Annotated in this window: 16 protein-coding genes; 11 read left to right on the plus strand and 5 right to left on the minus strand. The window is 40.0% G+C overall.

The window, feature by feature from the left end; translation table 11 throughout:
* Positions 1-68: 68 nt before the first annotated feature.
* Positions 69-695, plus strand: coding sequence for a riboflavin synthase (locus PASHI_RS08630; protein WP_062565281.1), 627 nt, complete (start codon positions 69-71; stop codon positions 693-695).
* 18 nt (positions 696-713) lie between these two features.
* Here PASHI_RS08630 and PASHI_RS08635 read toward each other — a convergent pair whose 3' ends face one another.
* Together PASHI_RS08635 and PASHI_RS08640 are read right to left on the minus strand one after the other, a co-directional pair.
* Entirely contained in the window at positions 714-917 is a 204-nt protein-coding gene (locus PASHI_RS08635; RefSeq protein ID WP_054561385.1) for a CPXCG motif-containing cysteine-rich protein, read from the minus strand.
* 228 nt (positions 918-1,145) lie between these two features.
* Positions 1,146-2,006: a fructosamine kinase family protein gene (locus PASHI_RS08640; RefSeq protein WP_062565282.1), complete on the minus strand. Its 861-nt coding sequence runs from the start codon at positions 2,004-2,006 to the stop codon at positions 1,146-1,148.
* Positions 2,007-2,118: 112 nt separating this feature from the next.
* Here PASHI_RS08640 and PASHI_RS08645 point away from each other — a divergent pair, with 112 nt between their 5' ends.
* Positions 2,119-2,814: a hypothetical protein gene (locus PASHI_RS08645; RefSeq protein WP_054561387.1), complete on the plus strand. Its 696-nt coding sequence runs from the start codon at positions 2,119-2,121 to the stop codon at positions 2,812-2,814.
* A gap of 53 nt (positions 2,815-2,867) precedes the next feature.
* Here the strand turns inward: PASHI_RS08645 and PASHI_RS08650 are convergent, their stop codons facing one another.
* Positions 2,868-3,230 (minus strand): DUF3718 domain-containing protein, encoded by a 363-nt coding sequence (locus PASHI_RS08650; RefSeq protein WP_062565283.1) that lies wholly within the window; start codon positions 3,228-3,230, stop codon positions 2,868-2,870.
* A 358-nt stretch (positions 3,231-3,588) separates the two neighbouring features.
* Here PASHI_RS08650 and PASHI_RS08655 point away from each other — a divergent pair, with 358 nt between their 5' ends.
* The 3 genes from PASHI_RS08655 to PASHI_RS08665 all read left to right on the plus strand — a co-directional run bounded on the left by PASHI_RS08655 (position 3,589) and on the right by PASHI_RS08665 (position 7,107).
* Positions 3,589-4,374 carry a hypothetical protein gene (locus PASHI_RS08655; protein WP_062565284.1) on the plus strand — a complete coding sequence of 262 codons (786 nt, stop codon included), beginning with the start codon at positions 3,589-3,591 and terminating at the stop codon, positions 4,372-4,374.
* Between the two features lie 112 nt (positions 4,375-4,486).
* On the plus strand, positions 4,487-5,869 hold the full coding sequence (locus PASHI_RS08660) for an amidohydrolase (protein ID WP_062565285.1): 1,383 nt from the start codon (positions 4,487-4,489) through the stop codon (positions 5,867-5,869).
* Between the two features lie 11 nt (positions 5,870-5,880).
* Entirely contained in the window at positions 5,881-7,107 is a 1,227-nt protein-coding gene (locus PASHI_RS08665) for an amidohydrolase family protein (protein WP_058584924.1), read from the plus strand.
* Between the two features lie 220 nt (positions 7,108-7,327).
* Here the strand turns inward: PASHI_RS08665 and PASHI_RS08670 are convergent, their stop codons facing one another.
* Positions 7,328-8,527 carry an Nramp family divalent metal transporter gene (locus PASHI_RS08670; protein WP_062565286.1) on the minus strand — a complete coding sequence of 400 codons (1,200 nt, stop codon included), beginning with the start codon at positions 8,525-8,527 and terminating at the stop codon, positions 7,328-7,330.
* 223 nt (positions 8,528-8,750) lie between these two features.
* On the opposite strand from PASHI_RS08670, the gene PASHI_RS08675 reads away from it, so the two are divergent.
* The 3 genes from PASHI_RS08675 to PASHI_RS08685 all read left to right on the plus strand — a co-directional run bounded on the left by PASHI_RS08675 (position 8,751) and on the right by PASHI_RS08685 (position 10,685).
* Positions 8,751-9,218, plus strand: a complete 468-nt coding sequence (locus PASHI_RS08675) for a MarR family winged helix-turn-helix transcriptional regulator (protein WP_208855489.1) — start codon at positions 8,751-8,753, stop codon at positions 9,216-9,218.
* 29 nt (positions 9,219-9,247) lie between these two features.
* Complete coding sequence (locus PASHI_RS08680) at positions 9,248-9,988, plus strand: SDR family oxidoreductase (RefSeq protein ID WP_058584926.1); 741 nt, start codon at positions 9,248-9,250, stop codon at positions 9,986-9,988.
* A gap of 280 nt (positions 9,989-10,268) precedes the next feature.
* On the plus strand, positions 10,269-10,685 hold the full coding sequence (locus PASHI_RS08685; protein ID WP_062565288.1) for an MAPEG family protein: 417 nt from the start codon (positions 10,269-10,271) through the stop codon (positions 10,683-10,685).
* Positions 10,686-10,758: 73 nt separating this feature from the next.
* Here PASHI_RS08685 and PASHI_RS08690 read toward each other — a convergent pair whose 3' ends face one another.
* Positions 10,759-12,606: an ABC transporter ATP-binding protein gene (locus PASHI_RS08690; RefSeq protein ID WP_062565289.1), complete on the minus strand. Its 1,848-nt coding sequence runs from the start codon at positions 12,604-12,606 to the stop codon at positions 10,759-10,761.
* Positions 12,607-12,762: 156 nt separating this feature from the next.
* On the opposite strand from PASHI_RS08690, the gene PASHI_RS08695 reads away from it, so the two are divergent.
* The 3 genes from PASHI_RS08695 to PASHI_RS08705 all read left to right on the plus strand — a co-directional run bounded on the left by PASHI_RS08695 (position 12,763) and on the right by PASHI_RS08705 (position 14,965).
* The gene (locus PASHI_RS08695) at positions 12,763-13,596 is read left to right on the plus strand and encodes an alpha/beta hydrolase (protein WP_244269381.1); all 834 of its coding nucleotides are present in this window, start codon (positions 12,763-12,765) and stop codon (positions 13,594-13,596) included.
* Between the two features lie 3 nt (positions 13,597-13,599).
* On the plus strand, positions 13,600-13,995 hold the full coding sequence (locus PASHI_RS08700; protein WP_062565291.1) for a VanZ family protein: 396 nt from the start codon (positions 13,600-13,602) through the stop codon (positions 13,993-13,995).
* A 61-nt stretch (positions 13,996-14,056) separates the two neighbouring features.
* Positions 14,057-14,965 carry a sensor domain-containing diguanylate cyclase gene (locus PASHI_RS08705; protein WP_062565292.1) on the plus strand — a complete coding sequence of 303 codons (909 nt, stop codon included), beginning with the start codon at positions 14,057-14,059 and terminating at the stop codon, positions 14,963-14,965.
* The last annotated feature ends 4 nt before the right edge of the window (positions 14,966-14,969 follow it).

Below are 14,969 nucleotides of genomic sequence, written 5' to 3' on the forward strand. Positions count from 1 at the left end.
AGCCATTGTAATCTATTCATAGATCAATAAAAATCGCAGTTATCTATTTAATGAAAAAAGAGAAAGCGATGTTCACTGGAATTGTGCAAACGCAAGCCGTTGTGGTTGATGCTACTAACCAAGGCGGTGTACTAAGGCTAGCTTTAAAAGTAGATCAGCAATATGCTGAAAACCTGAATATCGGCGCAAGCATAGCCATTAATGGTTGTTGTTTAACCGTGGTGAAGTTTGCATCAGACACGAAAGGCTGCTGTGTTATAAATTTTGATGTGATTGATGAAACATTGAAGTTAACCAACCTAGGTATGCTGGCTGTCAATGATACGGTAAATTTTGAACGTTCAGTGACTTTTGGTACTGAACTAGGTGGGCATATCGTGTCGGGTCACATTCATTGTATGGCCGAGATACTTTCAATTAACCATTTTCAAGATAACTGTAAGATGCAATTAGCATTAGCAAAAGAGTGGCAAAAATACGTTTTGTATAAGGGATTTGTGAGCGTTAACGGGGCAAGCCTCACTGTAGGTGAAGTTGATGAGCAGGGCTTTTGGCTACACCTGATCCCAGAAACACTCTCTATTACCAATCTCGATAACTACCGCGAAGGTGATAAGTTAAATATCGAAGTTGATCAGCAAACTTATACCATTATCAACACGGTCGAAAATTATCTTTCGCAACAAGCAAAATAAATACATCAAACGAGCAAATTAAAAAATTTGCTCGTCGTCACTATCGACATGTAATTCGAGTTTGTTATGTGCGTAATCTATATGCATATTTAAATGAATGGGATTGCAACATGCTGCGCAATCTTCATAGTAATCTTGGTCACCGTCGCTTGCATCAAGTGCAACATGAATGTGGTGGCCACAGTGAGGGCATGAAATCCGTTGTGTGTATTGGTCTTTCATCAGCTTTTACCTTAATCAGGCATGCCTGAGTTCGTTAAATTGCAATCTTCATTAAACCCTAACTCATCAAAAATGAATCTAGATTTAATTAGATTGATATAACTCACTAACCGAATAGATGTAAGCGTAGTGCTACCAATTCGGTTAGCATCTTTATTAATACGCTTTATAAGCTAAATATAGCTGTGTTTAGCGGTTTGTGACATTCCTTTTACAGTGAATTCTCGCTTATTTCAGTAGCTGATCAATTTGTTGTTTTGCTTCAGTAAGATAGTGCCCTGCAAAGATATTGGCATTATTGAGCATAGGGTATAGTTGATAGATGGCTCTACGTTGCTCGTAACCTACCTGCAGAGGATAGATTTCGTTATAGGCATCATAAAAGCTATCAGGCAGTGGCGCATATAGCTCACTCATTGCTATATCGCATTCCCGATCACCATAATAACAAGCAGGATCAAATACACTGGGAACATTATTATAAAAGCCCATATTTCGACGCCAAAAATCTCCGTGTAATAACGAAGGCTCTACAACATGGCTATGCAGTGCGTCTTTAACAAAAGCGATGAAGGTGTCTTGATTGACAAGCTCAATGCCTTTTTCTTGTAATAACTGTAATTGCCAACCAATGCGTTCTTCAGCAAAAAATACATCCCATTTTTTGTGCCAGCGATTTGGTTGTAGAGTAGGGCCAAGGAAGTTGTCGTTATCTAAGCCGAACATAGCTTGGGTATGCTTTTGGTGTAAATGGGCAAGGTGCTCCCCCATTTCATGCCAATTGGTATGGGGCTTTTTATCAAGCTCTAACCATTCAAGCACGATAAATGAAAACTCAATATTGCAACCTGTGGTGATGCAATCTGGGATCATAAATAAGCTTTCTTGGGTTAATAGCTCAAGATTAAAGGCTTCGCACTCTAGGCGCTCCAGATCACTCAAGTGAGCGACTTTCACAAAAAAGTGGTGTAGATCATCACCAATTTGGAAGTATTTGTCGTTATTGGGTGATTGTAATTGGCGCTTAAAGGTATGCTTAAAATCAAAGTGCATCGCTTGGCTAATCTGTTCATTCACCGAATTCCACATAATTTTGTTCACCTTTTAACCATATAATTAAACTATGGCAAAAAGACGATGAATTAACAAACCCATAGCGTTAATATTGTTAAAGTTTATCGAAGTATTTATGAGGGGTCAGATGAATAAAAGTCTCATTACTAATTTAGTGGCGCTTGCCTTAGTATTAGTCGGATTTTTATTTGAACAAGCAATTGTGCTTTCTGTTGGTTTATTTGCGTTATCGGGCGCAGTAACTAACTGGCTTGCTATTCACATGCTATTCGAAAAAGTACCATTTTTATACGGCTCTGGGGTTATAACTTTAAAGTTTGCGTCTTTTAAGGTGGCTATTCGTAACTTGGTAATGACCGAGTTCTTCGCCGAAGAGAAAATAGATCAGGTTATGGCGCTCGCTAAGCCAAATATTGATTTAGAGCCAGTGATCAGTGAAGTTAATTTAAGTCCGGCTTATGATTCATTAATTGAGGTTATCGAAAACTCACAATTTGGTGGCATGCTATCAATGTTTGGTGGCCGTGATGCGCTTGAGCCGATGCGTGAACCTTTCATTGAAAAAATGAAAGCAGCGGTGATTGATATTTCAAAGAGCGACGAATTTAAAACGATTCTAGATGAAAAGCTATTTGCCAACTCTCATCTTGGTGGCTCATTGCACAGTACTGTTGAGCGTTTAGTTGATGAGCGTTTGAATGAGCTTACGCCAACCATGGTGAAAGATATTATTCAAACCATGATCAAAGAACATTTAGGTTGGTTAGTGATTTGGGGCGGAGTATTTGGTGGCCTATTTGGCCTGATCGCTGCGCTAGTTTAATGAAGAAGGAATTTGTAGCAGGCCTTTAAAGACCTGCTACAGTGAATTCATCATTATTTAGAACCAGCAATAACAATCACTGTGTCATCAGATACTTTAGCAATATCTTGAATACTTGTTTTTGTTGCTGTTTCAAAATTTAAGTATTTCGCAGAGTTATGAAAACCATAAGTGCTTGCAAACTTATCAGTCGTCATATCATTGCAAAGTAGTTTTTCTGTCATTACTCGTTTGCTTAAGCGTAGATCGCGCATTGTGCTTGATACGTTTAATGGTTTGTTAGAAGCAATGGCCATGCAAGCTTGCGTGCCTACAGAGTCATCTGCTGCGACAAATTGTGCTGCAGTTGCATCAGTTGCTGCTAATGAAGAACCTAAAATTAATGCTGTACCTAGTGCTGTAGTTAACGTATTCATCTTTCTCTCCAGTTGTTGTCCGTATTACGTTTAGTATGTGCGACCTCGCTTTTATGGATACTTCACACTTCCTGTTTGCTGGGCACATTTAAAGTATTACGCTAAACAAGAACAATTGCTGTTAATGAAAATCGACAAGATGTAAGTAAGTATGTAGATGTGAACAAGTAAAACTAACCGCTTGATAAGTGCTATTTTAAAGTGTGAATTTTGACACAAATAGGTTGAATTTTTTTTCATTTATTTTTTTAAAACGTGTTTTGGCTCGTATTAAAGGCTTAATTTTTACGTAGCTGTTACATTTAAGTATTAACTCTAGCTTTTCTTAAAAAGGCTAATCAGAGTATAAGGAGCATGAGTGACCACAAAATTAGCAGGCTATTATCAACAAGCCTATGCATCTGAATCAAAACACTTTAATCAATGTTTTTATTGTGGTTGTGAAGCAACTGAGCGAGATTTTTGTCCGCCACTGCATATGCTGCAAAGTATTATAGATTTAGGCGAAGAGGCTGAATTTATATCAATTCCAGCATGTTATGAGTGCTTTGCATTACTGCATAACGAACGAGTGCTGACGATTGATGGGCGAGTTACAAAGCTTAAAAAGAAACTTTCAACAAAGTATGCAAAAGCGCTGAGAATTTATCGCATGTGGCATGAGAGTGAACTTCACGATATGAGTGATGAGTTTGTGCACAGTATTAAGGCCGGCATGAAGCTAGGTGCAGAGGCAGCTGAGCGAGTAGCATTTCAAGGTTATAGCTATGCAACTGAAGATGCCAGTGTCACTATTCGTGAGAAGCGTGCCGAATTTGATGTGCAAGGCAAAGTCTTTCATGACTTTAAAGACGCGCTTAATTACAGCATTAATGATTTACAAGTCGACAGAACAGAATTCTATAAGCTGGTGGTAGAAGATTATAACGGCGATTTTAACCGTGCATTTAGTCAATACCGCCATCGACACGAAAAAGTAACCGCAACTAACGATGCTGATTCACTGATTAAAAGTTTTGCCAAGCAGCATAAGCAAAACTCAGACTTTGTAACTCGAACTGTGAAACATTTTATCAACAAAGATCCGAGCTTGACGACCGAAGGTGCGTTAGAGCAGCTATATAACAACTACATAAAGAAATAGTGCTCTGTGAGGCTGGTTGTTCGTCTTGAATATTGGTGACTGGCCTCGTTTACTCGCATTAGAATTAACAATTAGTTAAAGTAATTAAATAATAAAAAAGAGGAACGTAAGAATGCAAAAATTTGCACCATCCTTGTTGGTTATGGCGCTTGGTGTCGCGTTAGCGGGTTGCCAAGACAATGGCCCGCAAGATCCAAAAGTCTCAATTAACAAAAACCCATACCCAAGCACTTATCAACCACTTGCATCACAAAGTACGTTAATCACTAATGCCACTGTTTTAACCGGCACAGGCGAGCGTTTAGATGACGCAGATGTATTCTTTGTCGATGGCAAAGTACAACAAGTAGGTAAAGACCTTTCTGTTCAAGCTGATAAAACAATTGATGCACAAGGCAAATGGGTAACACCGGGTATTATTGACGTGCACTCACATTTAGGTGCATACCCAACTCCATCGGTGGCATCTCACCAAGATGGTAACGAAATGACCAGCCCAGTGACTGCAGAAGTATGGGTTGAGCATTCAGTATGGCCACAAGACCCTGGCTTTAACCGCGCTCGTGAAGGCGGCATTACGTCATTACAAATTCTACCAGGTTCAGCTAACTTAATTGGTGGCCGTGGTGTAACGCTTAAAAACATTCCTTCGCACACGATGCAGGGTATGAAGTTTCCTGAAGCACCGTATGGTTTAAAAATGGCATGTGGTGAAAACCCGAAACGTGTTTATGGCCGCAAAGGTGTTTTACCATCAACGCGTATGGGTAACATGGCGGGCTATCGCACAGCGTGGATTGAAGCGACTGAGTACAAACGCGAGTGGGATAAGTACGAAAGTGATTATGCCGCGGGTAAAAACCCTGCAGCACCTCATCGCGACATTAAGCTAGATACGCTAGCTGGTGTGTTAGAAGGTGACATTTTAATCCATAACCACTGTTATAAAGCAGAAGAAATGGCCATGATGATCGACCTTGGTAAAGAGTTCGGTTATCACTCAGGTACTTTCCATCACGGTGTTGAAGCATACAAAATTGCTGACTTACTCGCCCAGAACGGTAACTGTGCGGCACTTTGGCCAGATTGGTGGGGTTTTAAAATGGAAGCCTACGATATGGTTCAAGAGAACGTAGCAATTGTAGATGCTGTTAAAAATTCATGTGCCGTTGTTCACTCTGATTCAGATACAACTATCCAACGCTTAAACCAAGAAGCTGGTAAGGTGATGTATCGCGCGAATGATGTGGGTTATGACATCTCTGAGCAACACGCAATCAAGTGGATCACTTCAAACGCGGCTAAATCGCTAGGTATTGATGATAAAACAGGTTCACTTGAAGCAGGTAAGCAAGCTGATGTGGTTATTTGGAACCAAAACCCATTCAGTGTTTATGCAAAAGCTGAACAAGTATTTATCGATGGTGCCAAAGTTTATGATCGTAACGATGATAAATACCAAGCACAAAGTGATTTCATGCTAGGTCAAAAATAGGAGTAACATTGATGACAAAATTAACTAAATCATTAAAGCTGTCACTTGTTGCTGCTGGCTTATTTTCTGCGACAGCAAGTGCTGCATCGGTAGCGATTGTAAATGCAACACTACACACTTCAACAGAGCAAGGCGTACTTGAAGGCGCAAGCGTTGTTATTGAAGATGGCAAAATTGTTGCTATTAACCCTGCGTCTATCAACGCGGATACAACCATTGATGCAAAAGGCCAAATCGTGACTGCTGGCTTTATTGGTACTATGAACCAATTAGGCTTAGTCGAAGTGGGTGCTGTTGCAGGGTCACGCGATGGTGGTGACGACAAAGCGGGCATTGATTTTGATCCAAGCCTTGCATTCAACCCACGCAGTAGCTTAATTCCTTATGCTCGCAAAGGCGGCATTACTCAAGACGTGATTGTACCAAACGGCGGTGACAGTATCTTTGCGGGTCTTGCATCTGTAGTTGATCTATCAGGTAGCTTTGAAAGCGTAAATAAAAAGCAAGTTGCACTTGTTGTTCATTTAGGTGAAAAGAGTAAAGGCTCACGTGCTATGTCGATGAAAACACTTATCGACAAGCTTGAAGGCGAAAAGTCAGCTAAAAAAGACGACAAAAAAGAGCCATCAACAGAGCAAAAAGTGCTAGCAGCTGTGCTTGCTGGTGATATGCCACTGATTGCGAGTGTTCAACGCGCATCTGACATCTATGAACTTGTTAAGTTAAAAGAAACCTATGGCATCAATTTAGTGATTCATGGCGGTGATGATGCTGTTGTGGTTGCGGATGCTCTAGCTAAAGCGGATGTTCCTGTGATCATCAGCTCGATGGCTAACTTACCGGGTAGCTTTGACTCATTACATGCAAACCTTGCTAACGCAGGTAAGCTTGAAAAAGCCGGTGTAAAAGTCATTATTGGTGTTGCTGGTGATTCAAGCCACAATGTATACCAATTACGTTTTGATGCAGGTAATGCTGTGTCATACGGTATGAGCCAACAAGGTGCACTTAGCGCAGTAACCAGCAATATTGCTGATGTTTTTGGTTTAAACTCAGGCGCAATTGCCAAAGGTAAACGTGCAAACCTAGTTATGTGGTCTGCAGATCCATTTGAGCTTAACTCACACGTAAGCAAAATGTGGATCAACGGTGAAGAGGTTTCAACCGAAGCGCGTCAAGACAAACTACGCGACCGTTATACAACTGATTCAGCGATGCCACGCGCTTATACTAAATAAGCGTTTAAGCATTAAAAAGGCCGCAAATTTGCGGCCTTTTTTTAATACCAATCAGCAATAATACTTAAACATTTTGAGGTATTAAACCTGTCGCTACCTGCGTTAAAAACTTCTCATTTAGAACAACTAAATAACGAAATTTTTGCCTTGTTATCAACGAGGTTTTATTGCCTCAAAATAGCTCACTTAATTAAGCTAATTGGTATAATATTTTTTCAAACTAAAAAATTAGATTACTTAGTTTATAAAGGCTAAGGCCAAATATAAGCAGTATTACTGGCACAATTACAAGGTTAAGTAACAGCGAATTAGTGTAGCCTTTCATCACCGATTTTTGATTCACTAACCAAACAAGGTAACAGGTCACAATTGGTAGTAATAAACCATTGGCAGCTTGCGCAAAGATGATAACCGCAACCGGATCAAGCCCAAGCGATGCGACCAGTGCACCGAAAACAAGGATAGTGATAGCAACCAGTTTAAAACGTGTATCACTCATTTGTGTTGACCAACCAAGCATGCCGCAAACAGCGTAAGCACCCGCAAGCGGTGCGGTGATTGCGCTAGTAAGCCCGGCAGCACATAAACCGATAGCAAAGAAATAATGGGCCATACCACCTAGAAGTGGCTCAAGCTGCACAGCCATATTGGCCGCTGAAATTTTACCTGCATCGGTACCGTAAAAAGCCACAGAGGCTGTTGATAAGATAGCTAACGTGATTATGCCACCTAAAGTTATCGAAATACCGGTATCAAGGTTTGTTTCTTTGATTACTTTGTCGATATTTTTTGAACTATCGTGTTTTTCTGCAAGTACCCCAGAGTGTAAAAACAGGTTGTAGGGCACAATTGTTGTGCCTATCAATGCAAGTACCGTGGTAATTGAATTATCAGGTAAGCTAGGTATAAATCCTTTTAGCACTTCACCAAGTGGCGGAGCCGCCATCACCAGCGTTGAAATAAACACTAAACTCATCAACACCACTAAAACAATTAACGCACCCTCAATGACTTTATGTTTGCCAGTGTACAAAAGAACTGCACTTAAAACTGCAATAAGGGGAGTCCAGAGTAATGGGCTTACAGAAGGTAGTATTTCTTGTAGTCCTAAACTTGCACCAGTCAGATTGCCTGCTTCATAAGCTGCACTGCCAATGCCAATCGCACTTATTACTAATATTACAGCCAGGGCTTTAAATACCGGTGTTTGAATGGTGGTTCTAAGTGCTGAGGCTAAATCTAGCCCTGTAGCCACACCAAGACGAGCTGCCATAGATTGCAACAAAATAGTCGCTATGACAGAGAACAATAAAGTCCAAATAAGAGCAAAGCCAAAATTAGCACCAGCAACACTTGCCGTGGTGATGGTACCTGGGCCAATAAAAGCAGCGGTGACCAGAAGTCCGGGACCTAAGCGCATAAAAAACCTTTATTATTAGAGTTTTAGTATTTTTGTGGGGAAATATTATTCATACCACAAAATGATCAATAGGTAAGGGTAAAGGCTCTTAAGGCTGCGGTAAAGTAGAAATAGCAACAAGGCTAACCTGAATCGAAATTTAAGAAAGTTGAATAATGCTAATTGCAAGTAAATCTTATTTAAGTTATTTTGTTGTATATGCAACTATATGTGGTGAACGCTTTTGAAAAACAATAAACACCAATTAGAAGTGCCTTTAACGGTCTCTATGGGACATTTAACAGGTTTAGCGAGCCGTTTATTTAATCGGCTTTTAACTTCTCGGTTTAAGCAGGCAGGTATAAATATCACTGCGGAACAATGGGGAGTGATCTTAACTTTAAAGCAATATGGCTCCATATCACAGAGCCAAATCTGTGACATTTTGTATCTTGAAAAATCAAGCGTAAGCCGCTCAGTAGAAGTATTAGAGAAAAATGGCTGGATTGTGCGAGTTAAGTCGGAAGCAGATAGCCGTACTAAATTGGTTAACCTGACAGAGCAGTCACTCGATGTTGTAAGCGAATGCACAAAAATTGCTCAGGGTGTATTAGATGATTCTCAAAATCATATTGATCTTAAAGGTTTAAATGAATCGCAAGAGCTATTAGTTAAGGTTGTCTCAAATCTTCGATCTTTGCTCAAATCTTAAATTATATTTTTTATTAATAAGGAATTAGTATGTCTAAAAGAAATGCATTAATTACAGGTGGTGCGCGTGGTATTGGTGCAGCTTGCGCAAAGGCGTTGGCTGCTGAGGGTTACCGAGTATTTATTAATTATGTAAATAGTTCAGAAGTTGCAAACAAGCTTGCTGATGAAATTATCGCAAATGGTGGTGAGGCTTTTGCTGTTAAAGCAGACGTCCGAGATCCGCTTCAAGTTGAAGAAATGATCAACAATATTAGCCAGCATGGCGGAGTTGATGCACTTATCTCAAATGCGAATATGAGTTTTACTTCGAAGCCATTTCTTGATCAAACTTGGCAAGAATTTTCTCAAAAATTAAATGATGAAATGTTTGCGGCTTACAACACAGCTCAACTTGCAGCTAAAGTAATGAAAGAAAAGCAGTTTGGTCGATTAATATTTATTTCAAGTACTTTATCAGAAATGCCAGCACCCGCTTTTATTGCTCACGGTACTGCAAAAGGCGCGCTTGATAGTTTCAATAAATATTTGGCTCAAGAGCTTGGTCCTTATGGGATCACTTCAAATATCGTTGCGCCTGGCCTTGTAGAAACAGATGCAACAAAAGAAGCGCCAGAAGAGTTTAAAGAAATGATTAGGCAACACACACCGACGCAAAAAATTGCTCAACCGGAAGATGTTGCGAACACAGTGCGCTATTTAGCAAGCGAGAAAAGTGGCCATATCACAGGCACTTACAACCCTGTTTGTGGTGGGGCTTATATTCAATAATTTGAATAAAAGTACAGCAAAACTAACGGTGCTTTTTAAAGCACCGTTTTAGTTTAGCGACCTGTAAAAATAAATTTAGTTTTCTTAAGTTTCAAATAATACTAACATCTATTTTTACTTCATAAATTGCTCAGCAACGCTGTAAAATTTATACACTTTGCGAACAATTGGTACTGAAAAAGCTAAATCATATAAATAACCATTTATAAATCAGTGCTTTAAATTGGTTGGTTTTTTGCAAGGAATAGGCATTCATGTTGTTATAGAAAAGGAAATGAAGATGCCTGAACTTACTTTTTCAGCTTATGCGGCTGTGTATGTTTTTCTAATTATGCTTACTATTCAGTGGATAGTTGCAGCTGTCACAAAAGCCAAACAACCCAATGCGGTGCCTGGTAAACTCGATAATTCATTAAGTCATGACAGCTTTGTGTTTCGTTCACATCGCACGTTTATGAATACCTTAGAAAATACCCCGTTATTTTTAGGTACCGTATTTCTGGGGTTCTTTTTAAACTTGAACAGCAGCGCATTTGCACTGTGTATATGGGTGTATGTGATTGCAAGGATCATTCATATGCTGCTGTATTATGGTGTGGCTACTGAGAAGAATCCAAGCCCACGCAGCTATTTCTTTTTAATCGCTGCTTTGGCAAATATTGTGATGCTCGTTCTGATTGGTTTACGTTTGATTTAAACAGCATTGCTAACAATAAAAAAGGCATTGAACGAAAATTCATTCAATGCCTTTTTTAATAGTGAAAACCTAGCTACTCAACGCCGATAAAGCCACCTGTTTGATGTGACCACAGGGCAGCATAGATGCCACCTTGTGCGATTAATTGCTCATGAGAGCCTTGTTCAACCACGCCACCTTCATCAAGCACAATGAGCCTATCCATTTGCGCAATAGTTGATAAACGGTGTGCAATGGCAATTACAGTTTTGCCAGTCATTAAATCGTCTAGGCTAGTTTGAATCGCGGCTTCAACTTCAGAATCAAGAGCACTGGTCGCTTCATCCAATATAAGAATTGGCGCATCTTTTAGAAGTACTCGTGCAATAGCAATACGTTGACGTTGACCACCAGAAAGCTTCACACCGCGTTCACCAACTTGTGCGGCAAAGCCTTTATTGCCTTTACTGTCTTCAAGGTCTTCGATGAACTCAATTGCTTCTGCTTGCTTTGCGGCCGCAAGCATTTCATCTTCAGTTGCATCGGGTCTACCATAAAGAATGTTATCTTTTACTGAGCGGTGTAACAGTGAGGTATCTTGCGTCACCATCGCAATGTGCTTACGTAAGCTTTCTTGGCTTACCTCAGCGATGTTTTGACCATCAATACGAATTGTGCCCGAGTCAACATCATAAAAACGCAGTAATAAATTCACTAAGGTAGATTTACCCGCGCCAGAGCGACCCACTAAACCTATTTTTTCACCAGGTTTAATGTCTAAATTTAAGCCATTGATAACAGGGCCGCGATGGGTTTCGTTGGCAGCTTTACCATAGTTAAATTGCACATTCTCAAAGCTTATCGACCCTTCATTAACAGTAAGAGTGCTTGCGTTTTCTTTATCATCCACTTCAATCGGCGTTGATAGGGTTTTCATACCATCAGCAACAGTACCAATGTTTTCAAATAGGCTACTGATCTCCCACATGATCCACTGTGCCATACCGTTTAATCGCAGTGATAAACTAACCGCAATGGCGATAGCACCAACACTGATGGCGCTAATTGACCATAGATATAAAGAGAGGGTAGCAATACTAAATACCAATAAGTAATTTAGCGTGTTGATAGAGAAGTTTAGGCTAGTAACTAAGCGCATTTGCTTATATACCGGTTGTAAAAACACATCCATGCTATCTTTTGCATATTGTTCTTCTCGCTGCGTGTAGGAGAACAATTTGATAGTTGAAATGTTAGTGTAGCTATCAACTACACGTCCGGTCATTTCTGAGCGCGCATCAGCCTGCGAGCTGGCTACTTTCTTTAGCTTAGGTACAAAATACATTTGAATAGCTGCATAAAGAACTAACCAAACTAATAATGGCAACATTAAACGCCAGTCAGATTCTGCGACCAAAAACACCATGGCGCCGAAGTAGACCACGATATACATAAGTACATCGAGTAATTTCATCACTGATTCACGAACAGCTAATGAGGTTTGCATTACTTTTGTCGCAATACGGCCGGCAAATTCGTTTTGATAAAAACTAACACTCTGACGAAGCAAATAACGGTGTGCTAACCAACGGATAGACATAGGATAGTTGCCAAGCAGCGCTTGATGTAACACCGCTGAGTGAAAGAACACGACAATAGGCAACACCACCAGCAACATAACCGCCATTTTTGTTAGCTCAGCTTGCTGCTCTACAAATAAGGTATCTGGGGTGTATTCGCCAAGCCAATCGACAAGTTGCCCCATGTAACTAAATAGCGATACTTCTAAAATAGCGAGCGCTGCGGCACTTAACGACATCAGCAGCAATGATAGTTCCATGCCACGGGTATAATGACGGCAAAAAGCAAATAAGCTATTAGGTGGCTGAGAGGGGTGCTCTTTAGGAAACGGATTAGTCATCCGCTCAAATAAACGATACATAGACGACGCTTTTTAAAAATCAAAGTGGCGTTACTATACCATTTGAGTGGTTTTTTAGCAGTTCATTTAATTTAAAAACTAAGATTAAAATCTATCAACTATTCAGTTATTTACATCTAGTGTGAGAAATGAAAATATAATAAGAAAAAGGAATTAATGATGAAAAAGTTGCTTTATACGCTGTCCCTCGTTTTTAGCTTACCGCTTTGTGCCTACCAAACCGATACCCACATATTTAAGGGCAAAAAAACTGCCATCGAAAAACCCGTAACGGTGACATTACCGGATGGCTATCAAGACTCAAAAAAGTACAATGTTATCTATGTATTACATGGCTATAGTGGCAATCACAGCGATTGGACTAAGCTTACAAACATTGAAAAACTGGCAGACCAATATGATGTCATCATAGTTAATCCAGATGGCAATTTTGGTTCGTGGTATCTCGATTCTGATATCGACAAAAGCTCACAATACGAAACCTACATCGCAGACGATTTACTAAATTATATTGATTCTAAATATTCGACCAACCGGTCTAAAAGTGGCCGTGCAATCACAGGCTTATCAATGGGTGGCTTTGGTGCTTTGAACATTGCAATAAATCACCCAAACCTGTTTGCAGCAGTTTCAGGAATATCTGCAGGGGTTGATGTTAGGCCCTTTAGTGCAGAGTTTGACCTTGCAAAAGTACTAGGCAGTTACTCTGAAAACAAAGAAAAATGGGATAGCATTGCCATTATTAATAACCTTCATAAAATTGCTGCTGGCAATACGGCATGGAAAAAAGGCGCTGATACCTTACCGATTATGCTTGATATAGGCGTTGATGACTTTTTTATTGAGCAAAACCGAGCGCTACACCAGGCGATGTTAAAAATGCGGATCCGCCATGACTATGTTGAGCGTCCGGGTATTCATGACTGGCACTATTGGAATAAAGTGATTGCCTATCAATTTTTATTTTTAACCTCTCATATGGCGCCATAAAAGATGTTTCAACGTATTCTTGTGTTAATTGCTATCTGCTTTTTTGGTTTTATTGGTTGGGTTATCTATCTTGCCAATACTGGGCAAAAGTCGCTGTTTTTCGAACTTGTTGCGGCAATTCCTTACGGTGATAAGTTGGGGCATTTTTGCTTATTTGGACTACTTACGCTATTCATCAACCTTGCCTTTAAGTTTAAAACAATGAACGTTGCTGGGCGGCCTATTTATTTAGCTGTGCTGATTGTAAGTACATTTGTGATTTTAGAAGAGCTAAGCCAGTATTTTGTAGAATCTCGAACGCTAGATTTTGTTGATTTAATCGCTGATTTTGCGGGTATTGCCGTATTCAGCGCTATTTCAGCTTGGCTTTGTAAAAAGTTATATCCAATTAAGGTCTAAACTTTCAGTGACTTGTTAGGTTTCGTCTATACTCAGTGTAGACCTAGCTTAAAAGTTGCGTATGAACAAAGATACCTCGGATTATTTGTCAGACATTATTGAGCTTCTACTCGATGCAGTATGCGTAGTTGATGCCAAAGGCACGTTACTTTTTACTAATCCAGCCTTTGAAACAATTTTCGGATACGCGCCAGAAGAAGCCATAAATAGAAACATGTTGGACTTTGTTTATCCAGAAGACAGAGCCAAAACCATCAATGCCATTAACCAAATAGTGGTTAATGATCAGCACCCACGATTTGAAAACCGCTGGGTTAGAAAAGATGGCAGAGTAGTGCATGTTTTGTGGTCTGTTTATTGGTCAAAAGAAAAGCAAGTTAGAGTAGCTATTGCTTATGACATTACAGAGCAAAAAAAGCTCGAACAAAAACTGATTTATATGGCAGGGCATGACCCTCTGACCGATCTTCCCAACCGCAGTTTCTTAACCACCCAGCTCGAGGAATCATTGTCAATTGCGAACACCATTTCAACCGTGATTGCAGTACTGTTTATCGATATTGATGGCTTTAAGCAAGTAAATGATATTCATGGTCATGGCGCTGGCGACAAGCTCTTAAAAACTATTGCTATGCGTATTCGTCATGTCTTAAAAAAAGAAGATAGTGTAGGGCGCTTAGGGGGCGATGAATTTGTGGTGATCCTCAATAGCATTAAACACAAAAAAGACGTCATCGAAATGGTTGACGAATTAATAACCGAGATTTGCCAACCCTTAATTTATAACGATGCAGAGCTTATTTACTCGCCAAGTATTGGTGCCGTATTGTTCCCTGAGCATTATGGTGACGCAGAATATCTCATTCAGTGTGCCGATAAAGCCATGTACAAAGCAAAGTATGAAGGGGGTAATCGCATGGTGTTTTATAATGAAGGAATAAAGTTACCCGGCGCTAAAAACACAGGGTAACTTT

It is taken from the genome of Pseudoalteromonas shioyasakiensis, assembly GCF_001550135.1.
GTDB lineage: Bacteria > Pseudomonadota > Gammaproteobacteria > Enterobacterales > Alteromonadaceae > Pseudoalteromonas > Pseudoalteromonas shioyasakiensis.